Genomic DNA, 21,220 nt, shown 5'->3' on the forward strand with positions numbered 1-21,220 from the left:
CGCCTTTGGCGAGCTCACTGACGCCGATGAACAGCGCCGCCGGTTCGAGGCCGAGATGGATGAGAAGGCGAGGGTCTATGGGGAGCGATACCCCATCGACGAGGATTTCCTGGCCGCGCTCACCCACATGCCGGCCGCCAGCGGGGCGGCGCTGGGCTTTGACCGCCTGGTCATGCTGGCCGCCGGCGCCCAGCGGATCGAACAGGTGATCTGGACCCCGGTGGCGGAGGTCTGACAGGGGGCTTCCATTGCAGGGCGGCCCCATCTCAGCCATATGCCGCCGATGACGAGCCCGGCGCCCAAGACCCTGCGCACGCCTGCGGCCCTGGCCGAGGCCGGGCTGATCGCGCCTGCGGACATCGCCCCCCTGGAGGCCGTGGCCGCCCGCTATGCCGTGGCGATCACGCCTTATCTCGCCCAGCAGATCGCCGAGGGCGGGCCAGGGCTCGCCCGCCAGTACCTGCCCGATCCCGCCGAGCTGGACGCCACGCTTGAGGAGCTGTCCGACCCCATCGGCGATCACGCCCATATGCCGGTCAAGGGGATCGTCCACCGCTATGGCGACCGGGCGCTACTGAAGATCACCCATGTCTGCGCGGTCTATTGCCGGTTCTGCTTCCGCCGCGAAATGGTGGGGCCAGGCGGGGAGGGCGCCCTGACGCCGGCCGAGCTGGCGGCGGCGCTGGCCTATGTGGCCGAGCACGAAGAGATCTGGGAGGTCATCGTCACCGGCGGCGATCCCCTGGTGCTCTCGCCCCGCAGGCTCGCCGAGCTGATGGCGGGCCTCGCCTCTATCGACCATGTGAAGGTGGTCCGCTTCCACACCCGCCTGCCGGTGGTCGATCCGGCCGCGGTGACCGACGAGCTGGTGGCTGCCCTAAAGGCTCCGGGCAAGGCGGTCTATGTGGCCCTGCACGCCAACCACCCCGATGAGCTGACGCCGCAGGCCCGCGCGGCTTGCGCCAAGATGATCGACTCAGGCATCGCCATGGTCAGCCAGAGCGTGCTGCTGCGCGGGATCAATGATGATGCGGCGGTGCTGGGCGCCCTGATGCGCGCCTTCGTCGAGACCCGCATCAAGCCCTACTACCTGCACCAGGGGGACCTGGCGCCCGGCACCAGCCACCTGCGGGTGCCGATAGCTGAAGGCCAGGCCCTGATGCGCGCCCTTCGCGGCGATTATTCGGGCCTCTGCCAGCCGACCTATGTGCTGGACATCCCTGGCGGCCACGGCAAGTCGCCCATCGGCCCGGCCTATGTGGAAGGCGTCGAAGGCGCCTACGAGGTGGAGGACCCGCAAGGGGTCCGCCACCCCTATCCGCCGCCCCATTCTACCTAAGGGCTGAGGCCTACAGGATGTAGCGCGACAGGTCGGTGTCGCCGGTCAGTTCGCCCAGGCGCTGGCGGACATAGTCGGCGTCGATGGTCAGGGTCTCGCCGTCCCTGTCGGCGGCGGTGAAGCTGATCTCCTCCAGCACCTTTTCCATCACCGTCTGCAGGCGCCGGGCCCCGATGTTTTCCAGCGAGCCATTCACCGCCACGGCGGAATCGGCCAGCGCATCGATGGCCTCCTCGGTGAAGGTCAGCGTCACCCCTTCGGTGGCCAGCAGCGCCTGGTTCTGACGGATCAGATTGGCCTCGGGCTCGGTGAGGATGCGGCGCATGTCGTCGCGGGTCAGGGCCTTCAGCTCCACCCGGATGGGCAGGCGGCCCTGCAGCTCGGGCAGCAGGTCCGAGGGCTTGGCCACGTGGAAGGCGCCCGAGGCGATGAACAGGATGTGGTCGGTCTTCACCGGCCCGTACTTGGTGGAGACGGTCGTCCCCTCGATCAGGGGCAGGAGGTCGCGCTGGACGCCCTCCCGGCTGACATCGGCGCCGGCCCGGTCGGACCGGCTGGCCACCTTGTCGATCTCGTCGAGGAAGACGATGCCGTCGTTCTCGGCCAGTTGCAGGGCCTCCTGGGTCAGGGCCTCCTGGTCCAGCAGCTTCTCGCTCTCCTCGGCGATCAGCGGCGCCCAGCCGCCAGCCACCGTGGTCTTGTGGGTCTTGGTGCGGCCCTGGCCGAAGGCCTTGCCCATGATGTCGGAGATGTTCATCACCCCCATGGAGGCGCCCGGCTGGCCCGGCACGTCGAACAGGGGCGTGCCGCCGGAGTCAGCCAGGGTCAGCTCGACCTCCTTGTCGTCCAGCTCGCCGGCCCGCAGCTTCTTGCGGAAGCTGTCGCGGGCCGCCGTCGAGCCGGGACCGGTCAGGGCGTCCAGCAGCCGCTCCTCGGCCGCGGCCTCGGCCCGGGCGCGGACGGCGCCGCGGCGCTTATCACGGACCATGGCGATGGCGCTCTCCACCAGGTCGCGGACGATCTGGTCCACGTCGCGGCCGACATAGCCGACCTCGGTGAACTTGGTGGCCTCGACCTTGAGGAAGGGCGCATTGGCGAGCTTGGCCAGCCGGCGGGCGATCTCGGTCTTGCCGACCCCGGTGGGGCCGATCATCAGGATGTTCTTGGGCGTCACCTCGTCGCGCAGGGCGTCGGGCACCCGCCTGCGGCGCCAGCGGTTGCGCAGGGCCACGGCGACGGCCTTCTTGGCGTCCTTCTGGCCGACGATGAAGCGGTCGAGTTCGGAAACGATCTCGCGGGGGGAGAAGTCTGTCATGAGCTCACGGGGTTTGAGCCGACGGGCGCCCTACAGGCGCTCCACCGTCAGCTCGCCATTGGTGTAGACGCAGATGCGCGCGGCGATGCCCATGGCCTTGCGGGCCACCTCTTCGGCCGAGAGGCTTGAGTCCATAAGGGCCATGCCGGCGGCGAGCGCGTAGTTGCCGCCCGAGCCGATGGCCGCCACGCCGCTTTCCGGCTCCAGCACGTCGCCGACGCCGGTGACCGTGTAGATGGCGTCCTTGTCGGCCACCAGCAGCATGGCTTCGAGCTTGCGCAGATAGCGGTCGGTGCGCCAGTCCTTGGCCAGGTCCACACAGGCCCGGGCCAGGTGTTCCGGATACTGTTCGAGCTTGGTCTCGAGCCGCTCGATCAGGGTGAAGGCGTCGGCCGTGGCGCCGGCGAAACCGGCCAGGACGCGACCGCCGGCCAGGGTGCGAACCTTGCGGGCGTTGCCCTTGACCACGGTCTGGCCCATGGAGACCTGACCGTCGCCGGCGATGACGGTCTGGCCGTCCTTGCGCACCGCCAGGATGGTCGTGCCGTGCCAGTCGGGGAAGTTGGAAGAAGTCTGCGACATCCGCCGGGATGTGGCGACCAGGGCAGGTGAGGTCAAGCGCCATGGAATTTTCCGACGCCGAGGTCGAGCGCTACGCCCGCCATCTGGTGCTGCGGGAAGTCGGCGGGCCAGGCCAGCAGAGGCTGAAGGCCGCCCATGTGCTGATCGTGGGCGCCGGCGGCCTGGGCGCCCCGGCCAGCCTCTATCTGGCGGCCGCAGGCGTGGGCCAGGTCACCCTGGTGGACCCGGACGCGGCCGACCTCTCCAACCTGCAGCGCCAGGTGATCTATCGGCCTTCAGACGTAGGGACCGCCAAGGTCGAGGCCGCCGCGGCCGCGCTTTCCGCCCTCAATCCGCATGTGAAGATCAACCCCGTCCGCCTGGCCCTGGACAGCACCAATGCCGGGACCCTGATCGCCGGCGCCGACCTGGTGCTGGACGGCACCGACGACTTCGCCACCCGGTTTGCGGTCAACGCCGCCTGCGTGGCGCACGGCAAGCCGCTGGTCTCCGGCGCCATCGGCCGCTGGACCGGCCAGGTGGGCGTCTTCACCGGCCAGCCCTGCTACCAGTGCCTGGTCCCCGCCATCCCCCCCGACGCCGAAACCTGCGCCGCCGTCGGCGTCATCGGCGCGCTCGCCGGCGTCATCGGCTCCATGATGGCCCTGGAGGCGATCAAGGTTATCACCGGCGCGGGCGAGCCGCTGGAGGGCCGGCTACTGATCTATGACGGCCTGGCCGCGGAGACGCGGACGGTGCGGATTGGGGCTGATCCGGGGTGTTCGGTGTGTGGGGCGCCCCGCCCAAAAACGACGGCCGACCTCTAACCCGAAGCTAGACCGTATGCGCGTCATGGTAGTAGCTGTCTCAAGCGGTCCTGTGAAAGGATCCGAAAGTCCGGGATAGAGGTCTGCACTATGGGGCGTGGAAAGTTCTTTCTGGGCTTGGGGTGCTCGCTGATTTTGGCGGTGAGCCAAGGCCATGCCCAGACAGCATTCCGTTTCGAAGAGCAGGCCAGCGTCGAAGAGATGCGGGCTCTTTTTCTGCGCGACTTCTCCGATAGCTCAACGCGCGACGGGGTACGGGCGACCTTCGTTGATCAGGGCGGCGCCACCCTGAGGGCGCATCCGCGGAATAGCGACATCGAGAAGTATATCTACGACATCAACCTCTGCGGCTATTACGTCTGGCGTTGGAACATCTCAGCGGACTACAGGCCCGACGGGCGGCTAATGCAGCTGTATGTCAACGCTGAGCCCGTGCTTGGCGACGCCAAGCCGGCTGAAGCGCCGAAGAAAGGCCCATTTTACAGGGCTGACCTGCCGCGCCCGCAAGCCTTCAAGGGCGAGGCGAGCCTCGCGGTGATCTTTGCCGACCGCGACGGTGATCCGGAAACGGTTGATGATCAGGACATTCTGACCGGCGTTGGTCCGACAAATGTTGACCCGTTGAACATGGGTCGAGCCTACCCATACCGTGGCGAGGTGTGGCGCTCGATTTTCGACGGCGACAGTGCGGGCGTCGTTGCGCCATACCCAGGCGATTGCAAGGCCGTGCACGCGGGCATGTTGCGCCGCGTGGGCGCGAACGCGACCCCCATTCTGAGGTCATCACCCTCGACGGGCGGTAGCGCTCGGAATGCTCCAATGCCCGCAGCGCTTGACGATGTGGGCGTACGATCTTGGCTGGCGGACCATATCGAGTCTGATGGCTGGATTCTAATCACCGCCGATGAGTCTGCGGTGTCGTTTGGCGGTCCAGCAGGCGTTACGGAACTCGCCGATGGCACGCTAAGCGCTTTGGTACGTCACGAATACTACGGGCCGATGCGTCTCGGCCCCCTGGACAGCCAGTCGAACCTCCAGAGCTGGAACGTCGATTGCAGAGGCCGCAGACTGCGGGTTCTCTCCATGGCCATCTATGAGGGAAGCAACCTCAGTGGCCCGTCACAGGCCCAGGCCCAGGCTGAACCGTCTTGGATCCAGGTCGAGCCGAATTCAGCCAGAGGGGCAATCATCAAACGCATCTGCGAGGCGCCAACGACGGGTCAGCGGCTAAAATAGCAGGGCGCCGGCCTATCTGAGCGGTACAGCCACCGGCGTCATCGGCGCCATGATGGCGCTCGAGGCGATCAAGGTCATCACCGGGGCAGGCGAGCCGCTGGAGGGGCGGCTGCTGGTCTATGACGGCCTGGCCGCGGAGACGCGGACGGTGCGGATTGGGGCTGATCCGGAGTGTGCGGTGTGTGGCGAAAGAGCTTGAGAGGCTGGCGGGTCCGTATCCAGCTAGCTCTGCGAACTTCTTGTGAGGACGGAAGTAAGCTCTAGGCCTCAGGCAAGTTATCTTTCGACCACCGTAACTGCTGCACACCCGCACGGTAGTGGCCACGTCAGATGTTAACGCTATGGTAGCGCTCGTTTGACTGTGGGGGAAGTGATGGCGCGGGGCAAGCCGGGGAACACGCTGCAGCGTTGGGAGGTCGCCCTCGTGAAGGCGATGCAAGCGCGAGGCGGATGGAACGATCAGGAAATCTTGGCCTACTTCACCCGGCCGCTCCGCACGGTGAATCACCGCCTAATCGGCGAGATCCGAACGCAAGATCGCCACAAGGCTATCAACGCGGCCAACGACGACACGCTCGATGAATTTCTCGCGACGTGGCCTGACGTTGATCCTTCAACCGGGCTCAGCATTCGCGGCGATGAGCTGCTCATCAAAGCCCGTGAGGCGATGATCGCCGCCGTTCACACCTTTAACGGCGCTGGGCTGACGTTTCGGGCCGAGCTTTTCATCGTTACAGCCGTCATCGCTTGGACCTATCTGATGCACGCGTTTTACCGGCGCGAGGGCGTCGATTACCGACACAAGAAAGCTGACGGAACAGTGGTTCAGACGCCAGAAGGCGCAGACAAGTACTGGGAGCTTGGCTTCTGTCTGCGACAAGCGAAATGCCCGGTTAAAAAGCCGGTAGTGCAGAACTTGGAGTTCCTGTTGGACCTCCGCCACGAAGTCGAACATCGCTCAACCAACCGCATCGACGACGCCGTGAGCGCCAAGCTCCAAGCCTGCTGCATCAACTTCAACGACGCCCTCAAGACGCTATTCGGCGCGCAGTACGCGCTTGAGCGGCGCCTTCCTATCGCACTGCAATTCGTCACCTTCGGCTCTGACCAGCGGGCCTTGCTCAAGAAGGCTGGAACGCTCCCGCCGAACATCGTCGCAATGATGGACGCCTTCCATTCCGGGCTGTCAGATGAAGAACAGGCCGATCCGGCCTTCGCTCATCGTGTGGTATTCATTCCGAAGCTCGGAGCCAGGGCGAGCGCCTCTGATGAAGCCATCGAATTTATCAAGGCCGACTCGGCTGAGGGTGAGGCGATAGCGAAGGTGCTTCTTAAGGAGGTCGACAAGCGCCGCTATACGGCCACTGACGTCGTGAAGTTGATGAAGGATGCCGGATTCACCCGCTTCGGCATGAGAGCTCACTCCGATCTTTGGCAAGAGTTGGACGCGAAAGCGCCCGGAAAGCCTTTTGGCGGTCCGGGATTATATGCTGGCCAATGGGGGTGGTTCGATACTTGGATTGCTCGCGTGAAAGCCCACTGCGAGGAGAGCGGCGACCGTTACAAGTAACCGTCAGTTCCGAGGAGGTCGCAAGCCGATGCCATGATCGGCCGCGCGACCTGACGCGCCCATGCCAATCCCCTATATGCTGTACCTGACCCGCCACAGCCCCCCGAGCCCATGCCCCCTCGTCTGAAGCCGACCCGCCTGGAATATGTCGTCGATGGGGTGCGGCTGCGGGCGCAGTTGTCGGCGGCGGCGCTGGATGCGGCCGGCGATGAGGCCGAGCAGCGCCGGCGGGCGCTGGAGATCCTGAAACAGGCCCTGTTTCGCGGGCGGATGATCGCCAAGGAGCGGCTGGAGAATGGGGCCGGCGGCATCGAGACCGCGCGGCTTCTGTCCGGGGTCACCGACGAGGTGGTCACCGCGCTGTACGACTTCACCACCGTCCACATGATCCGGGCGCGCAATCCCACCGAGGGCGAGCGCCTGGCGGTGATGGCGGTCGGCGGCTATGGGCGCGGCACGCTCGCGCCCTTCTCCGACCTCGATCTGCTGTTCCTGCGGCCCTACAAGCAGACCGCCCACGTGGAGAGCGTGATCGAGTTCATGCTCTATGCCCTGTGGGATCTGGGCTTCAAGGTGGGGCACGCCTCGCGCACGGTGGACGAGTGCGTCAAGCTCGCCCGGGAAGACTTCACCATCCGCACCTCGATCCTGGAGGCCAGGCGCCTGATCGGCGACGAAGCCCTGGCCCAGGAGCTGACCGCCCGGTTCCGCAACGAGGTGGTCAAGGGCACCGGCGCGGAGTTCGTCGCCGCCAAGCTCAAGGAGCGCGATGAGCGCCAGGCCCGGGCCGGCGCCAGCCGCTACATGGTCGAGCCCAACGTCAAGGACGGCAAGGGGGGCCTGCGCGACCTCAACACCCTGTTCTGGATCGCCGAGTATCTGAACCCGTCCAAGCCGGTGGACGGGGTGCCGCAGCTGGAGATGTTCGAGGGCCGGGAGATCCGCGCCTTCATCCGGGCTTTCGACTTCCTGTGGGCCGTGCGCGCCCACCTGCATTTCGCCACCGGCCGCCCGGAAGAGCGCCTGACCTTCGACCTGCAGCCGGAGATCGCCCAGCGCATGGGCTATGGGGACCGGGCCGACAATCCGGCCGTCGAGCGCTTCATGCGGCGCTATTTCCTGATCGCCAAGGAGGTCGGCGCGCTAACCCGCGTCTTCGCCGCCAAGTTGGAGGCCGATCGGGTCAAGTCCGCGCCCCGGGGGATTTCGCGCCTGTTCCCCGGCAGCGGCCGCAAGACCACCCGCAAGCCGCTGGATGTGGCCGGCTTCATCGAGGAGGGCGGGCGACTGGACGTGGAGGGGCCGGAGACCTTCGAGGCCGATCCGCTCAACCTGTTGCGGCTGTTCCAGATCGCCGACCGCCGGGACCTCGATCTGCATCCCGACGCCTTTACCGCCGCCACCCGGTCGCTCGGCCTCATCACCTCGAAGATGCGGCGCGACCCCAAGGCGGCCAAGATCTTCCTCGACACCCTGGCCGGCGGTCGCGACCCGCAGCGGACCCTGACCCTGATGACCGAGGCCGGCGTGCTGGGCCGCTACATCCCGGAGTTCGGCCGCATCGTCGCCCAGATGCAGTTCAACATGTACCACTCCTATACGGTGGACGAGCACACCCTGCGGGCCATCGGCGTGATCGCCGACATCGCCGCGGGCCGGCTGGCCGAGGAGCATCCGCTGGCGGTCTCCCTGATGCCGCAGATCCAGGAGATGGACGTCCTTTTCCTCGCCATGCTGTTGCACGACACGGGCAAGGGCGGCGTCGCCGGCGGCCAGGAAAAGGCCGGCGCCCGGGCCGCGCGCGCCGCCTGCGAGCGGCTGGGCCTGCCCCGGGCGCGCATCGACCTGGTCGCCTGGCTGGTGGAGCATCACCTGGAGATGAGCGACTACGCCCAGAAGCGCGACATCTCCGACCCCCGCACCGTGGCCGACTTCGTGCGCATGGTGCAGACGCCCGAGCGCCTGCGCCTGTTGCTGGTGCTGACCGTGGCCGATATCCGCGCCGTGGGGCCGGGTGTCTGGAACGGCTGGAAGGGCCAGCTGCTGCGCGACCTCTATGCCTCGGCCTCAGCCGTGTTCCGCGGCGGCCGGGCCAATGACGCCGTGGCCGTGGTGCGCCAGCGCCAGGCCTTCGCCGCCGCCGAGATCCGCGCCCGCCTGGCCGAGGCCGATCCCGCCGCCGTGGCCTGGGGCGAGGCCATGGAGGACGCCTATTTCACGGGCTTTGGCCTGGACGAGATCGCCATCCATGCGGCGGTCTCCCAGCGGGCCCATGCCGAGGGCGCCGCAGCCATGGGCTATGTGCGCGAAGACCTCAACGCCGCCGAGCTGGTGGTGGCCGCCAAGGACCGGACCCGGCTGTTCGCCGACCTGACCCGGGCCATCACCGCCTCGGGCGCCAGCGTGCTGGGCGCCCGGGTGTTCACCTCCCGCCAGGGCCAGGCCCTAGACGTCTTCTATCTGCAGGACATCACCGGCCAGCCGTTTGGCCATGACAACCCGTCCGCCCTGCCCCGCCTGGCCGAGGCCCTGGAAGCCGCCGCCCGCGGCGAGGTTCCGCAGGGCGAGGCGCCCCGGGCCGGCGGGGAAGCCCGCACCGCAGCCTTCGCCATCAAGTCCACCGTGCTGATCGACAATGAGGCCTCGGAAAACGCCACCATCGTCGAGGCCTCGGGCCGCGACCGGCCGGGCCTCCTGACGGCGCTGGCCAATACCCTGGCCGACGCCGGCCTCTCCATCACCTCGGCCCATATCGATTCCTATGGGGAGCGGGCGGTGGACGCCTTCTATGTCACCGACGCCGCCGGCTGGAAGGTGACGGAGACCAAGGCGCTTAACCCGCTCAAGACCGCCCTGCTGGCCGCGCTCAACGAGGGCGACGCCGCCCGGATCCGCAAGAACACCCGCCTGCAACGCGCCCCGGCCAGCTTCGCGCGCTGACCCCTATTCCGGCGCCGATCGCTGGCGGACCTCGGCGAAGACCTCGTCGGTCTGTTCGCCCAGGCGCGGGGGGTGGCGGCGGATGTTGGACGGGGTTTTTTCGAACTTCACCGGCGGGCGGATGGCCTTGTAGGGGCCAAGGTGCGGGTGGTCGTAGCGCTCGAAGAGGCCGACGGCCTCCAGGTGTGGATCGCCCTCCAGGTCCTCGAAGCGGTTGGTCTTCTGCACCGGGATCGACAGGCCCTTGAGCAGGGTCAGCCATTCGTCGGTGGTCTTGGTGGCGGTGACCTCTTCCACCATGGCGTAGAGCTCACGGGTGTGTTTGGCCCGCTGGGCGTAGTCGGCAAAGCGCGGGTCCCTGGCCACCGTCTCGGCCCAGCCGGCCACGGCGAAGAACTGGTCCCACTGTTTGTCGGTATAGGGCAGCAGGCCGATATAGCCGTCCTTCGTTCGGAACGGCTTGCGGTGGGGATTGGTCACCCGCTGATAGGACCACTGGCCCGTGGGCGGCTCATAGGCGTGGTCATAGAGGTTCTCCACCAGGTTGAAGCTGGTGACGCATTCCAGCATCGGCACCTCGACGAACTGGCCCTCGCCGGTGCGCGCCTTGTGGAACAGGGCCGCGGTGACCGCCTGGGCCATGAAGAGGCCCGAAACCTTGTCGGCCACCAGGGTCGGCAGGATGCGCGGGGTCTCATTGCCATCGGTGCGGGGCAGCAGGTCGGCCATGCCTGAGGCCGACTGGATCAGATCATCATAGGCCGGCTCCCCGGCGTATGGCCCGTCCGAGCCATAGCCGGCGGCATGGACATAGATCACGTCGGGGCGGATTTTCTTCACCGCCTCATAGTCGAGGCCCAGCCGCTTGAGCCCCTCATAGCGGACCGAGGCGGCGAACACGTCGCAGCTGGCGATCAGGGCCTCGAGCGCCGGGCGCATGGCGGGGTCGCGCAGGTCCACCAGGACCGAGCGCTTGTTGCGGTTGATGGTCAGGAAGATGGGGCCGAGGTCCTTAGGCGCGCCCTCGGGCGGATGACCGGCCCAGCGCATGATGTCGCCGCCGTCCCCCCGGCCCGAGCCCGGATCCTCCAGCTTGATCACGTCGGCGCCCTGGTCGCCGAGGATCTGGGTCGCATAGGCGCCGAACACCACGCTGGTCAGGTCCAGGATGCGCACCCCTGAAAGCGGCCCCGTGGCCTTGCTCCCCAGTTCCTTGCCTTCCGCCACGGCCGTTCTCCCCTATGCTTCTTATCGGCGTTTATGCTGCGCCGGAGAGATCGCGCCAAGCGACGAAAGACCGTGACCTAGAGGGAGGCCGCCCATGGAATTCCAGCTGTCGGACGAGCATCGGATGCTCAAGGAGCTGACCGCGCGCTTTGTCCGCGACGAGCTGATGCCGCTCGAGGCCGGCGTCCTGGACCGGGAGGCCAAGGGCCAGGGCCTGTCGCTCGCGCCTGAAGAGCACGCCCGCCTCGACGAGATCTCCAAGACTTTGGGCCTCTGGGGCCTGGACGCGCCGGAGGATGTGGGCGGTTCGGACCTGCCCTATGTGGCCATGGTCGGCGTCGGCGAGGAGCTGGGCCGCACCATCACCCCCTACACCCTGCCGCCCGACAGCCCGAACCTGCGCATGCTGATGGCCACGGTGAACGAGCGCCAGCGCGAGGCCTATCTGGCGCCCTATGTGCGCGGCGAGACCGTCTCGGCCATCGGCATTTCGGAGCCCGGCGCCGGCGCTGATCCCTCGGCCATGACCACCAAGGCGGTCCGCGATGGGGACGACTGGATCATCAACGGCCGCAAGATCTGGATCACCCGGGCGGCGGACGCCGACTTCACCATCCTGATGGCGGTGACCGACACCGAAAAGCGGGCCCGCGGCGGCATCTCGGCCTTCCTGGTGGACCGTGACGCTCCGGGCTTCCACGTCCTGCGGCAGATCCCGATGATCGGGGGCCAGTCCACCTATGAGGTGGTGCTGGAGGATTGCCGGGTGGAGGGCTGGAAGCTGCTCGGCCAGGAAGGCGCGGGCTTTGCGCCCATGCAGATCCGTCTGGGCACCCGGCGGATCGAGATGGCCGCCTGGTCCATCGGCATGGCCCAGCGGGCGCTCGACATGATGGTCGAGTACGCGCCCCAGAGGTCCACCTTCGGCGCGCCCCTGTCCGAGCGCCAGGCCATCCAGTGGTGGGTGGCCGATGCGGCGACCCGTATCCATGCCGCGCGCCTGATGACCTATGACTGCGCCTGGAAGCTCGACCAGGGCCGCGATACCCGGGTGGAAATCTCGATGATCAAGGCCTACGCCACCGAAATGGCCTGGGAGGTGGTCGACCACGCCATGCAGACCTTCGGCGCCATGGGGATGACCAAGGAGCTGCCGCTGCAGCTGATGGCCTCGCGCCTGCGCACCATGCGCATCTATGACGGCCCCACCGAAGTCCATAAGTGGGTGGTGGCCCGCAACCTTCTGGGAACCCGCAAATGAGCAGCTCCGACCATCTCGTCATCAGCGTCCAGGACCATGTGGCGCAGTTGATCTTCCACCGGCCGCCGGCCAATCACGTGTCAGTGGAGCTGGTCGCCGACATCGCCGACGCCCTGCTGGCCTTCGACAAGGACCCGGCGGTGCGCGCCACCGTGCTGGCCTCAGAGGGCAAGCCCTTCTGCGCGGGCGCCGATCTCGCCTCCCCCACCGGCATCGGCGGGGCGGGCATGGGCGGGGTCTCCGAGCTCTATGACCAGGCCGTGCGGCTGTTTTCGGTGGAGAAACCCATTGTCGCCGCCGTGCAGGGGGCGGCTGTCGGCGCGGGCCTGGGGCTGGCCCTGGTGGCCGACTTCCGGGTCGCGGCCCATGAGGCGCGGTTCTCGGCCAATTTCGTCAAGCTGGGCTTCCATCCGGGCTTTGGCCTGACCCACACCCTGCCCCGGGTAATCGGCGGCCATCGGGCCGACCTGATGTTCCTCACCGGCCGCCGCATTCGCGCCGATGAGGCCCTGGCCTGGGGGCTGGTGGACGAGCTGGTCCCGGCCGACGAGCTGCGCCAGTCGGCCTTCGCGCTCGCCGCCGAGCTGGCGGAGAATGCGCCCCTGGCTGTCGTGGCCACCCGCAAGACCACCCGCAGCAAACTGGCTGAGGCGGTCCGCGCCGCCACCGCCCACGAGCATGAACAACAGACCATCCTGCGCGCCACCGAGGACTTCGCCGAGGGCGTGGCGGCCGTGAACGAACGCCGTCCTGGCCGCTTCAAGGGACGGTGAGGCGGGGGCGCAGTCGCCCTCGTCCTTCGAGGCCGCTTCGCGGCGCCTCAGGATGAGGTCGACGGAGAGGCGCCGGATATCCAACCCCTCATGCTGAAGTGCGAGCGCAGCGAGCCTCGAAGCACGCTGCGCTCAATCCCTCAGGTGACCGGCCCCCTCAGGTGACCGGGAAGCCCTTGTCGCGGAGATAGGCGCCCACATCGGCGTCGCGGCCACGGAAGGCGCGATAGGCCTCCGTCTGATCCACGGTGTCGCCGACCGACAGGACATGGTCGACCAGCCGCTTGGCCACATCCTTGTCGTACATGCCGCCCGGCGCCTCCTCGAAGGCCTCGGTGGCGTCCTGCGACAGCACCTCGGCCCACAGATAGGAGTAGTAGCCGGCCGAATAGCCGTCCGAGGCGAAGATGTGGGCGAACTGCGGGGTGCGGTGGCGCATGGGCAGCTCGGCCGGCATGCCCAGCTTGGCCAGTTCTTCCCGCTCGAAGGCGTCGGGATCGATGTCGGCGTCGCCGGCCAGATGCAGCTTCATGTCGATCAGGGCCGAGGCCATGAACTCGGTGACGTCGAAGCCCTGACGGAAGGTCGAGGCCCGCTCGATCTTGTCCGACAGCGTCTGGGGCATGGGCTCGCCGGTCTCATGGTGCAGGGCGAACCGATTCAGGACCTGGCGGGTGGGCAGCCACGCCTCAAGCACCTGGCTGGGGAACTCCACATAGTCGCGCGGCACGCTGGTGCCCGACAGGGACGGGTAGGTCACATTGGACAACAGGCCGTGGATGGCGTGGCCGAACTCGTGGAACAGGGTCGTGGCGTCGTCCCAGGAGATCAGCACCGGCTGGCCGGGCGCGCCCTTCACGAAGTTGGAGTTGTTGGAGACGATGGGCGTGACCGCGCCATCCAGCTTCTGCTGGCTGCGATAGGCGTTCATCCAGGCGCCCGATCGCTTGCCGGTCCGCGCATAGGGGTCGAAATAGAAGAGGCCCAGATGGGCGCCGTTCCGCTTCACCTCCCAGGTCCGGACGTCGGGGTGATAGACCGGCACGTCGGTGACCGGCGTGAAGCTCATGCCGAACACGTCGCCAGCGACCCAGAACATGCCGTCCACCAGCTTGTCGAGCTGCAGATAGGCCTTCACCTCGTTCATATCGAGGTCGTAGCGGGCGGCCCGGACCTTCTCGGCATAGTAGCGATAGTCCCAGGGCTCGATCTTCACCCCGCCCTTTTCGGCGTCCGCGATGGCCTGCATCTCGGCCACCTCCTCGCGCACCCGCGCCACGGCCGCCGGCCAGACCCGCAGCATCAGCTCCATGGCCGCCTCGGGCGTCTTGGCCATGGCCGCCTCCAGCCGCCAGTGGGCGTGGGTCGGATAGCCCAGCAGGTTGGCGCGCTCGACCCGCAGCTTGAGGATCTTCTGGATCACGCCGTTATTGTCGTGGGCGTCGCCATTGTCGCCGCGGCTGTAATAGGTCCGCCAGACCTTCTCGCGCAGATCGCGGCGATCGGAATAGGTGAGGAAGGGGTCCATGGAGGAGCGGGTGTTGAGGATGGCGTATTCGCCAGGCCGGTTCCGCTCCACAGCCGCCGCGGCGGCGGCGGCGCGCACGTCCTCGGGCAGGCCGCGCAGCTCGGCCTCGGTCTTCAGATAGAGGACATAGTCGGTCTCGTCGGCCAGCAGGTTCTGGCTGAAGGTGGTGAAGGCCTGGGCCAGTTCGCCATTAATCTGCGCCACGCGGGTCTTGGCGGCGGAGTCGAGCTTGGCGCCGGCCCGGACAAAGGCGTTCCAGCGCTTCCAGGTCAGGCGCTGCTGTTCCGGGGTCAGGCCGGCGCTCTCGCGGCCCTCATAGACCTGCTCGATCCGGGCGAAGAGCTTGGCGTTCTGCAGGATCTTGTCGGCATGAGCCGACAGGCGCGGCGCCATGGCCGTCTCCACCGCCCGCATCTCCGGATTGGACAGGGTGCCGCCCCAGACCCAGTAAGAGGTGTTCACCCGGTCGAGCGCCGCACCGGCCCGCTCCAGGGCTGCGATGGTGTTGTCGAAGGTCGGCGGAGCCGGATTGTTGGCGATAGCCTCGATCTCGGCCAGCTCCTGGGCCATGGCCGCCTCGAGGGCTGGCGCGAAGTCGGCGATCTTGACCTGGTCGAAGGGGGGCACGCCCCCATAGGGGCCGGTCCAGGGCGCCAGCAGCGGCGCGCCGTCGGCCGCAAAGGCGGGCAGGGGCAGGGTGGCGGCGCCGAGCGCTGCGCTCGAGACGGCCAGGAACATGCGCCGATCCATCAGAAACTCCGGTGTCGTCGAAAGGAAGGTTGGCGCGACCTTAGGCGCCGGGAGCCTGAACGTCACATGACAGGCTTGTAATGTGACATGCCTCCCCTCTGGCGGGGCGCGCAAGGGGCGGCTAAAGCCGGGACATGGCCATTGGCGTGTTTGATTCCGGAGTGGGCGGCCTGACCGTCCACCGCAAGCTGGCGGAGCGCTTTCCGAGCGCCGACCTCGTCTATCTGGCCGACCAGGCCAACGCCCCCTATGGCGGGCGGCCCGGCGAGGAGATCGTCGAGCTGACCCGGGCCGGCTGCGACCGGCTGTTCGACCAGGGCTGCGATCTGGTGGTGCTGGCCTGTAACACTGCTTCGGCCATTGCGCTGCGGCGCCTGCAACAGACCTGGCTGCCACAGCGCCGCCGGGAGCTGGGGCGGCCGGTGAACGTGCTGGGGCTGATCGTGCCAACCATCGAGGCGGCCACCGGCCTGCCCTGGGAGCATGAGGCCGAGCGCCGGGGGGACAAGGTGGAGAAGCTGGACATCCTGGCGGTGTTCGCCACGCCAGCCACGGCCCGTAGCCGGGTCTATGAGATCGAGATCGACAAGCGTCGGCAGGATGTGGCGGTCTTCGTCGAGCCCTGCCCGGAGCTGGCCCGGATGATCGAGGACAATGCCGGCGCCGTGGAGCTGGCCCAGGCGGTGGAGGCCCATGTGGCCCAGATCACCGCCCGCATCGGCCGGGCGCCGGACCGGGCGATCCTGGGCTGCACCCATTATGAGATCATCGCCGACATGTTCCGGGCTGCGCTCAAGCCCGGCACGCCGCTGATCCATCAGCCCGACGCCACGGCCGCGGCCCTGGCCGGCTATCTGGAGCGCCATCCGGAGATCGCCGCCGGATCAGCGGGGGGGCGGCGCTTCCTGACCACCGGCCGGCCCGGCGCCCAGCACGACCTGGTGCAGACCTTCTGGGAAGGCCCCCTGAACTTCGAGCGCGCCTAGGCGCCCTTTGGGGCGAGCCGGGGTCCGGGGGCGCGCCCGCGCTGGGGGAGAGAAGACGCCACCCCCGGACATTGAGACGGGCTGGGAAGCTCAGCCGCCTCGACCGCTCCAATATCGCCTCGGGGACCTGACGGGGTCCAATCGATAGTTTTTGATGTTTTGATAGGGCCCGCCTATATTGGCCCCATGATCCTGCCCACCGTCCGCCAGCTGCAATATCTGAAGCTCCTCGCCGAGCATGGCGCCTTCGGGCGCGCCGCCGAGGCCGCCCATGTCACCCAGCCGACGCTGTCGGCCGGCATCCAGGAGCTGGAGCGGACCCTGGGGGCGCCGGTGGTCGACCGGGCCCGCACCGGGGTCATCCTGACGGCCGTGGGCGAGGCCGCCCTGCGGCGGGCGGCCACCATCCTCAACGAGGCCGAGGAGATGGTGCAGGAGGCCCGCCACGCCGGCCAGCCCCTGTCGGGCCGGTTCCGCCTGGGCGTGATCCCGACCATCGCCCCCTTCCTGCTGCCCCGGGCCTTCCCGCTGTTGCGCACCCGCTATCCGGATCTGCGGCTCTTTCTGCGGGAAGACCTGACCGCACGACTGATCGCAGGACTCAAGGCCGGCCAGCTGGACGCCGCTCTGATCGCCCTGCCCTATGAGACCACCGGCCTCGACCTCGCCCATGTGGCCGACGACGAGCTGGTGGCCGCTTTGCCCGCCAATCACCCCTTGGCCCGGATGAGCGCGACGCCCCCTGATGAGTTGGAGCGGGCCGAGATGATCCTGCTGGAGGATGGCCATTGCCTGCGCGAGCACGCCCTGGCCGCCTGCGGTCTGAAGGCGCCCCGGGCCAGCACCGAGGACGGCCCCTTCGCCGCCACCTCTCTGCCGACCCTGGTGCAGATGGTGGGCTCAGGGCTGGGGGTCAGCTTCCTGCCGGCCATGGCCGTGGCCGCAGGCCTCACCGACTCCGCCGCCGTCACCATCCGGCCGCTGGCCACCGACCATCCCAGCCGCGAGATCGTGGTGGCCTGGCGGTCCGGCTCCAGCCGGGCGTCCGAGGGCCGCCTGCTGGCCGAGATCATGCGCGAAGTGGTCGATCCGCCCCTCCTGTCCTGACGGCCCCCTTGAAGTCCGACATGTTTCGATATATCTATTGTTTCGATAGATCGAAATAGGAACGAAACTCATGTATGGACACTTTGGATCTCACCCCCACCGCGCCCGCCACAGCCGGCACGGGGTCGGGGGTCATGGCGGCGGTCATGGCCGCCGGGGCGGGCCGCGCCTCGGCCGGTTTCTGGAGCACGGCGACCTGCGCTTTGTGCTGCTGGCCCTGGTGGAGGAGGCGCCCTCCCATGGCTACGAGCTGATCCGCACCCTGGAAGAGCGCACCGGCGGGGCCTATCGCCCCAGTCCCGGCGCCATCTATCCGACGCTGGCCCTGCTGGAGGACGAGGGCTTCGTGGCTCAGAGCCAGGGGTCCGGCGCCCGCAAGCTCTATGAGATCACGCCGGCCGGGCGCGAAGCGTTGGAGCCGCAACGGCCCGCCGTGGCCGCCATCTTCGCCCGCATGAACGAGACCGGCGATGAGGTCGGCCGCCACAAGGTCCGCCGGGGCATGGACAACGTGAAGACCGCCCTGCGGCTGCGCGCCTCCCGCGGCCTGAGCGAGGCCGAGGCCGAGGCGGTGGCCGCCATCCTCGACGAGGCGGCCGGCAAGATCGAGCGGGTGGGGGGGTGAGCATGGACGCGACCACATCGCTCGCCAGCGTGCCCACGGCGCACGCCCGCCGCTACATGATCCAGCTGTGCAAACACTTCGGCCACAAGGTCGAGACCCGGTTCGATGACCAGACCGGCGAGATCGTCTTCGAGGGCGGAGTCTGCCGCCTGGGCGCGGGGCCGGTGGCCCTGGACCTGCAGGTCGAGTCCGCCTCGGCCGAGACCCGCGCCCGCCTGGAAGGGGTGATCGACAGCCACCTCAAGCGCTTCGCCTTCCGCGAGCCGGAGATGGCCGTGACCTGGCGCCCGGCCGCCTAGGCTGGCAGGACCAAGACCCCGTCAGCGTCGGCGAACAGCCGGTCGCCTGGGGTGAAGATCACCCCGCCGAAGGCCACGACGCTATCGCTCTCGCCCAGGTCCCGGCGAACACTGCGCAGCGGCATGGTCCCCAGCGCCTTGACCCCCAGGTCGAGGGTCGCCAGCACCGCAGCGTCGCGCACCGCGCCATTGACGATGACGCCGGCCCAGCCCTGATCGACCGCGCTCTGGGCGATCAGGTCGCCCACCAGGGCGCAGTTCAGCGAACCGCCCCCGTCGACCACCAGCACCGCCCCGTTCCCCGGGGTGGCCAGCATGGCCTTCACCTTGGAATTGTCTTCGTGGCAGCGGACGGTGCGGATGAGGCCGGAAAATGCCCGCCGGCCGCCCAGGTCGCGCATCTGCAGGCGCAGGACCTGGGCTGCGCCCTCGTTCTCATCGGACAGGTCGGCGGTGGAGAGGTCCTCGGACATGGCGGCGCCTTGAAGGTTTGAGACGCCGAGGCTCTTAACCGCCCAGGGCATGTTCTTCCAGACCCTTGCCAGTGGGGGCCGCGCCGGAGGAAACTCTGACCGCCGACGCGACATTGGGCGGCATACCATTTCACAGGACCGCGGACGCTGAAACGAGCCGCGGCCAGACCATTTCCAGGGACGAGACCATGGCCGAAGAGATGATTTCCCTGAGCGCGCGGCTGGCGCAGCTGGCGCGGGACAAGGCGGACGCCCCGGCGGTGTCCAGCGGCGAGGAGACCCTCACCTACGGCCAGTTCCACCGGCGCACCAACCGCCTGGCTCGGGGGCTCCTGGCCATGGGGGTCAAAAAGGGAGACCTGGTGACGCTCGGCCTGCCCAACGGCATCGGCTTCGTCGAGGCCTGCTGGGCGCTCTGGAAGGTGGGGGCGACGCCGCAGCCGGTGTCCTTCCGCCTACCCAAGGCCGAGCTGGAAGCCATCATCGAGCTGGCCAGGACCCCTATCGTCATCGCCGCATTCGATCACGCCATCGACAAGCCCCTGGTGAACATCGCCGACATCGCCGCCCTGGCCGACGACGAGTCCGACCTGCCCGACGTGATCGCGCCGGTGTCAAAGGCGCCCACCAGCGGCGGCTCCACCGGCCGGCCCAAGCTGATCCTGGCTGGCCAGCCAGGCGTGACGGCGGCGGAGATTCCGGAGGTCGGCGGGTGGCAGCTGCGGTCTGACTCCATCGCCCTCCTGCCCGCGCCGCTCTATCACAACGCCGGCTTCGGCATGATGATGTCGGCCATCAATATGGGCGCCCACATCGTGGTGATGCCGAGGTTCGACCCCGAAAAGACCCTGGCCGAGATCGCGCGCTGGAAGGCCACCTGGGTCTATATGGTCCCGACCATGATGAACCGAATCTGGCATCTGCCCGACGAGGTTCGCAGCCGCTACGACCTCTCCTCCCTGCAGACCCTCTGGCACCTGGCCGCGCCGTGCCCGCCCTGGCTCAAGGAGGCCTTCATCCACTGGCTGGGCGGCGAGGTGATCCAGGAACTCTATGCCGGCACCGAGGCCCAGGCCTCCACCGTCATCTCCGGGACCGAATGGCTGGAACACCGGGGCTCGGTGGGCAAGGTGCGGATGGGCGAGATGGTCGCCATGGACGAGGCCGGAAACCCCCTGCCGCCGCGCGAGGTCGGCGAGATCTATATGCGCCGTCCCGAAGGCGCCGGCCCGTCCTACAAGTATCTCGGCGCTACGGCCAAGACCCTGCCCGGCGGCTGGGAAAGCCTGGGCGACATCGGCTGGTTCGACGAGGACGGCTATCTCTACCTGGCCGACCGGCGCACCGACATGATCCTGGTGGGCGGCTCCAACGTCTATCCGGCTGAGATCGAGGCCGCGCTGGACGAGCATGAGGCGGTGATGTCCTGCGCCGTCATCGGCATTCCCGACGATGATCTGGGCAACAAGATCCACGCCATCGTCCAGGTGAGCCGGCCGACCACCGACGCCGAGCTGCGCGACTACCTGTCGAGCCGACTGGTCACCTACAAGCAGCCCCGGACCTACGAGTTCGTCGACGAACCCCTGCGCGACGACGCCGGCAAGGTCCGCCGCTCGGCCCTGCGCGAGGCGCGTCTGGAGGCGCTGAAGGCGCAGCCGGCTTAGCCCAGTCACCGTCACCCTCGGGCTCGTCCCGAGGGTCCCCGTCGAGGGCGGGCGCAAGCGGCGCCAGGGACCCTGGGCACGAGGCCCAGGGTGACGGCGGTGGGGCGGGCGGCCCGTACTCAGATGACTGCAGGGATGACACCGCGCGCCGGCGCGGATAAGGCCAACCCCATTGATCAGAACCATAATCCGGGAAGGGACATGAGCATTAAAGGCCAGGCCTACATCATGGGCGCCTACGAGCATCCGCTCCGCGACGCGCCTGACATATCCACCCCCCAGATCCACGCCGAGAGCGCCAAGGGCGCCCTGGCCGATGCGGGTCTCACCAAGGATGACGTGGACGGCTATTTCTGCGCCGGCGACGCGCCCGGTTTCGGCGGCATGTCGATGATCGACTATATGGGCCTGCGCAATGTCCGCCACATGGACTCCACCGAGACCGGCGGCTCGTCCTACATCCTGCATGTGGGCCACGCGGCCCAGGCGATCGCGGCGGGCAAGTGCAAGGTGGCGCTGATCACCCTCGCCGGCCGCCCGCGCCAGCAGAAGTTCGGCGGCTTCGGCGGCGGCGGACGCCCCGGTCAGCTCACCGATGGTCCGCCGGAAGCCGGTTTTGAGAACATCTACGGCGGCACCACCCACAACACCTACGGCATGTGCGCCATGCGCCACATGCATGAGTACGGCACCACGTCCGAGCAGCTGGCCTGGATCAAGGTCGCCGCCAGCCATC

18 protein-coding genes and 2 pseudogenes are annotated in these 21,220 nt (G+C 68.1%); 15 read left to right on the plus strand and 5 right to left on the minus strand.

Annotated elements, in window-relative coordinates; translation table 11 throughout:
* Both Q8N19_RS07975 and Q8N19_RS07980 read left to right on the plus strand, forming a co-directional pair.
* Nucleotides 1-235: amino acid--tRNA ligase-related protein (locus Q8N19_RS07975; protein WP_305589501.1), on the plus strand; the 235-nt coding region annotated here is incomplete at its 5' end.
* Between the two features lie 48 nt (nucleotides 236-283).
* Complete coding sequence (locus Q8N19_RS07980) at nucleotides 284-1,339, plus strand: lysine-2,3-aminomutase-like protein (RefSeq protein ID WP_305589503.1); 1,056 nt, start codon at nucleotides 284-286, stop codon at nucleotides 1,337-1,339.
* 10 nt (nucleotides 1,340-1,349) lie between these two features.
* On the opposite strand, the gene hslU is transcribed toward Q8N19_RS07980, so the two are convergent.
* Together hslU and hslV are read right to left on the minus strand one after the other, a co-directional pair.
* Nucleotides 1,350-2,654: an ATP-dependent protease ATPase subunit HslU gene (gene hslU / locus Q8N19_RS07985; RefSeq protein WP_305589505.1), complete on the minus strand. Its 1,305-nt coding sequence runs from the start codon at nucleotides 2,652-2,654 to the stop codon at nucleotides 1,350-1,352.
* Between the two features lie 30 nt (nucleotides 2,655-2,684).
* Nucleotides 2,685-3,236, minus strand: coding sequence for an ATP-dependent protease subunit HslV (hslV, locus tag Q8N19_RS07990; RefSeq protein WP_293316539.1), 552 nt, complete (start codon nucleotides 3,234-3,236; stop codon nucleotides 2,685-2,687).
* A gap of 41 nt (nucleotides 3,237-3,277) precedes the next feature.
* Between hslV and Q8N19_RS07995 the strand changes: the two genes are divergently transcribed.
* The 5 genes and pseudogenes from Q8N19_RS07995 (at nucleotide 3,278) to Q8N19_RS08015 (ending at nucleotide 9,788) form a co-directional block, all read left to right on the plus strand.
* Nucleotides 3,278-4,042: a molybdopterin-synthase adenylyltransferase MoeB gene (locus Q8N19_RS07995; RefSeq protein ID WP_305589507.1), complete on the plus strand. Its 765-nt coding sequence runs from the start codon at nucleotides 3,278-3,280 to the stop codon at nucleotides 4,040-4,042.
* A gap of 90 nt (nucleotides 4,043-4,132) precedes the next feature.
* Nucleotides 4,133-5,278, plus strand: a complete 1,146-nt coding sequence (locus Q8N19_RS08000; RefSeq protein ID WP_305589509.1) for a surface-adhesin E family protein — start codon at nucleotides 4,133-4,135, stop codon at nucleotides 5,276-5,278.
* A gap of 22 nt (nucleotides 5,279-5,300) precedes the next feature.
* Nucleotides 5,301-5,477 (plus strand): annotated as a pseudogene (locus tag Q8N19_RS08005) (ThiF family adenylyltransferase); the annotation flags it as partial.
* A gap of 174 nt (nucleotides 5,478-5,651) precedes the next feature.
* Nucleotides 5,652-6,848: a DUF3644 domain-containing protein gene (locus tag Q8N19_RS08010; RefSeq protein ID WP_305589511.1), complete on the plus strand. Its 1,197-nt coding sequence runs from the start codon at nucleotides 5,652-5,654 to the stop codon at nucleotides 6,846-6,848.
* A 111-nt stretch (nucleotides 6,849-6,959) separates the two neighbouring features.
* Entirely contained in the window at nucleotides 6,960-9,788 is a 2,829-nt protein-coding gene (locus tag Q8N19_RS08015; protein ID WP_305589513.1) for a [protein-PII] uridylyltransferase, read from the plus strand.
* 3 nt (nucleotides 9,789-9,791) lie between these two features.
* Here the strand turns inward: Q8N19_RS08015 and Q8N19_RS08020 are convergent, their stop codons facing one another.
* Entirely contained in the window at nucleotides 9,792-11,015 is a 1,224-nt protein-coding gene (locus tag Q8N19_RS08020; RefSeq protein ID WP_305589515.1) for a CaiB/BaiF CoA-transferase family protein, read from the minus strand.
* A 94-nt stretch (nucleotides 11,016-11,109) separates the two neighbouring features.
* On the opposite strand from Q8N19_RS08020, the gene Q8N19_RS08025 reads away from it, so the two are divergent.
* Nucleotides 11,110-12,276 carry an acyl-CoA dehydrogenase family protein gene (locus Q8N19_RS08025; protein ID WP_305589517.1) on the plus strand — a complete coding sequence of 389 codons (1,167 nt, stop codon included), beginning with the start codon at nucleotides 11,110-11,112 and terminating at the stop codon, nucleotides 12,274-12,276.
* Entirely contained in the window at nucleotides 12,273-13,049 is a 777-nt protein-coding gene (locus Q8N19_RS08030; protein ID WP_305589520.1) for an enoyl-CoA hydratase/isomerase family protein, read from the plus strand. Before Q8N19_RS08025 ends, Q8N19_RS08030 begins: the two co-directional genes overlap by 4 nt.
* Before the next feature lie 157 nt (nucleotides 13,050-13,206).
* Here Q8N19_RS08030 and Q8N19_RS08035 read toward each other — a convergent pair whose 3' ends face one another.
* Nucleotides 13,207-15,327, minus strand: a complete 2,121-nt coding sequence (locus Q8N19_RS08035) for a M3 family metallopeptidase (protein WP_305589522.1) — start codon at nucleotides 15,325-15,327, stop codon at nucleotides 13,207-13,209.
* A 134-nt stretch (nucleotides 15,328-15,461) separates the two neighbouring features.
* Here Q8N19_RS08035 and Q8N19_RS08040 point away from each other — a divergent pair, with 134 nt between their 5' ends.
* The 4 genes from Q8N19_RS08040 (at nucleotide 15,462) to Q8N19_RS08055 (ending at nucleotide 18,344) form a co-directional block, all read left to right on the plus strand.
* Nucleotides 15,462-16,313, plus strand: a complete 852-nt coding sequence (locus Q8N19_RS08040; RefSeq protein ID WP_305589523.1) for a glutamate racemase — start codon at nucleotides 15,462-15,464, stop codon at nucleotides 16,311-16,313.
* A gap of 186 nt (nucleotides 16,314-16,499) precedes the next feature.
* Nucleotides 16,500-17,420 (plus strand): hydrogen peroxide-inducible genes activator, encoded by a 921-nt coding sequence (locus Q8N19_RS08045; RefSeq protein WP_305589525.1) that lies wholly within the window; start codon nucleotides 16,500-16,502, stop codon nucleotides 17,418-17,420.
* A gap of 70 nt (nucleotides 17,421-17,490) precedes the next feature.
* Entirely contained in the window at nucleotides 17,491-18,045 is a 555-nt protein-coding gene (locus tag Q8N19_RS08050; RefSeq protein WP_305589527.1) for a PadR family transcriptional regulator, read from the plus strand.
* 2 nt (nucleotides 18,046-18,047) lie between these two features.
* Nucleotides 18,048-18,344, plus strand: coding sequence for a DUF2218 domain-containing protein (locus Q8N19_RS08055; RefSeq protein WP_305589528.1), 297 nt, complete (start codon nucleotides 18,048-18,050; stop codon nucleotides 18,342-18,344).
* Here Q8N19_RS08055 and rraA read toward each other — a convergent pair.
* Entirely contained in the window at nucleotides 18,341-18,817 is a 477-nt protein-coding gene (gene rraA, locus Q8N19_RS08060) for a ribonuclease E activity regulator RraA (protein WP_305589530.1), read from the minus strand. The two genes, Q8N19_RS08055 and rraA, sit on opposite strands and share 4 nt — an antisense overlap.
* Before the next feature lie 188 nt (nucleotides 18,818-19,005).
* On the opposite strand from rraA, the gene Q8N19_RS08065 reads away from it, so the two are divergent.
* Both Q8N19_RS08065 and Q8N19_RS08070 read left to right on the plus strand, forming a co-directional pair.
* The gene (locus Q8N19_RS08065) at nucleotides 19,006-20,484 is read left to right on the plus strand and encodes an AMP-binding protein (protein ID WP_305589532.1); all 1,479 of its coding nucleotides are present in this window, start codon (nucleotides 19,006-19,008) and stop codon (nucleotides 20,482-20,484) included.
* A 201-nt stretch (nucleotides 20,485-20,685) separates the two neighbouring features.
* Nucleotides 20,686-21,220, plus strand: a pseudogene (locus Q8N19_RS08070) (thiolase domain-containing protein); the annotation flags it as partial.

The organism is Phenylobacterium sp., assembly GCF_030693405.1.
GTDB lineage: Bacteria > Pseudomonadota > Alphaproteobacteria > Caulobacterales > Caulobacteraceae > Phenylobacterium.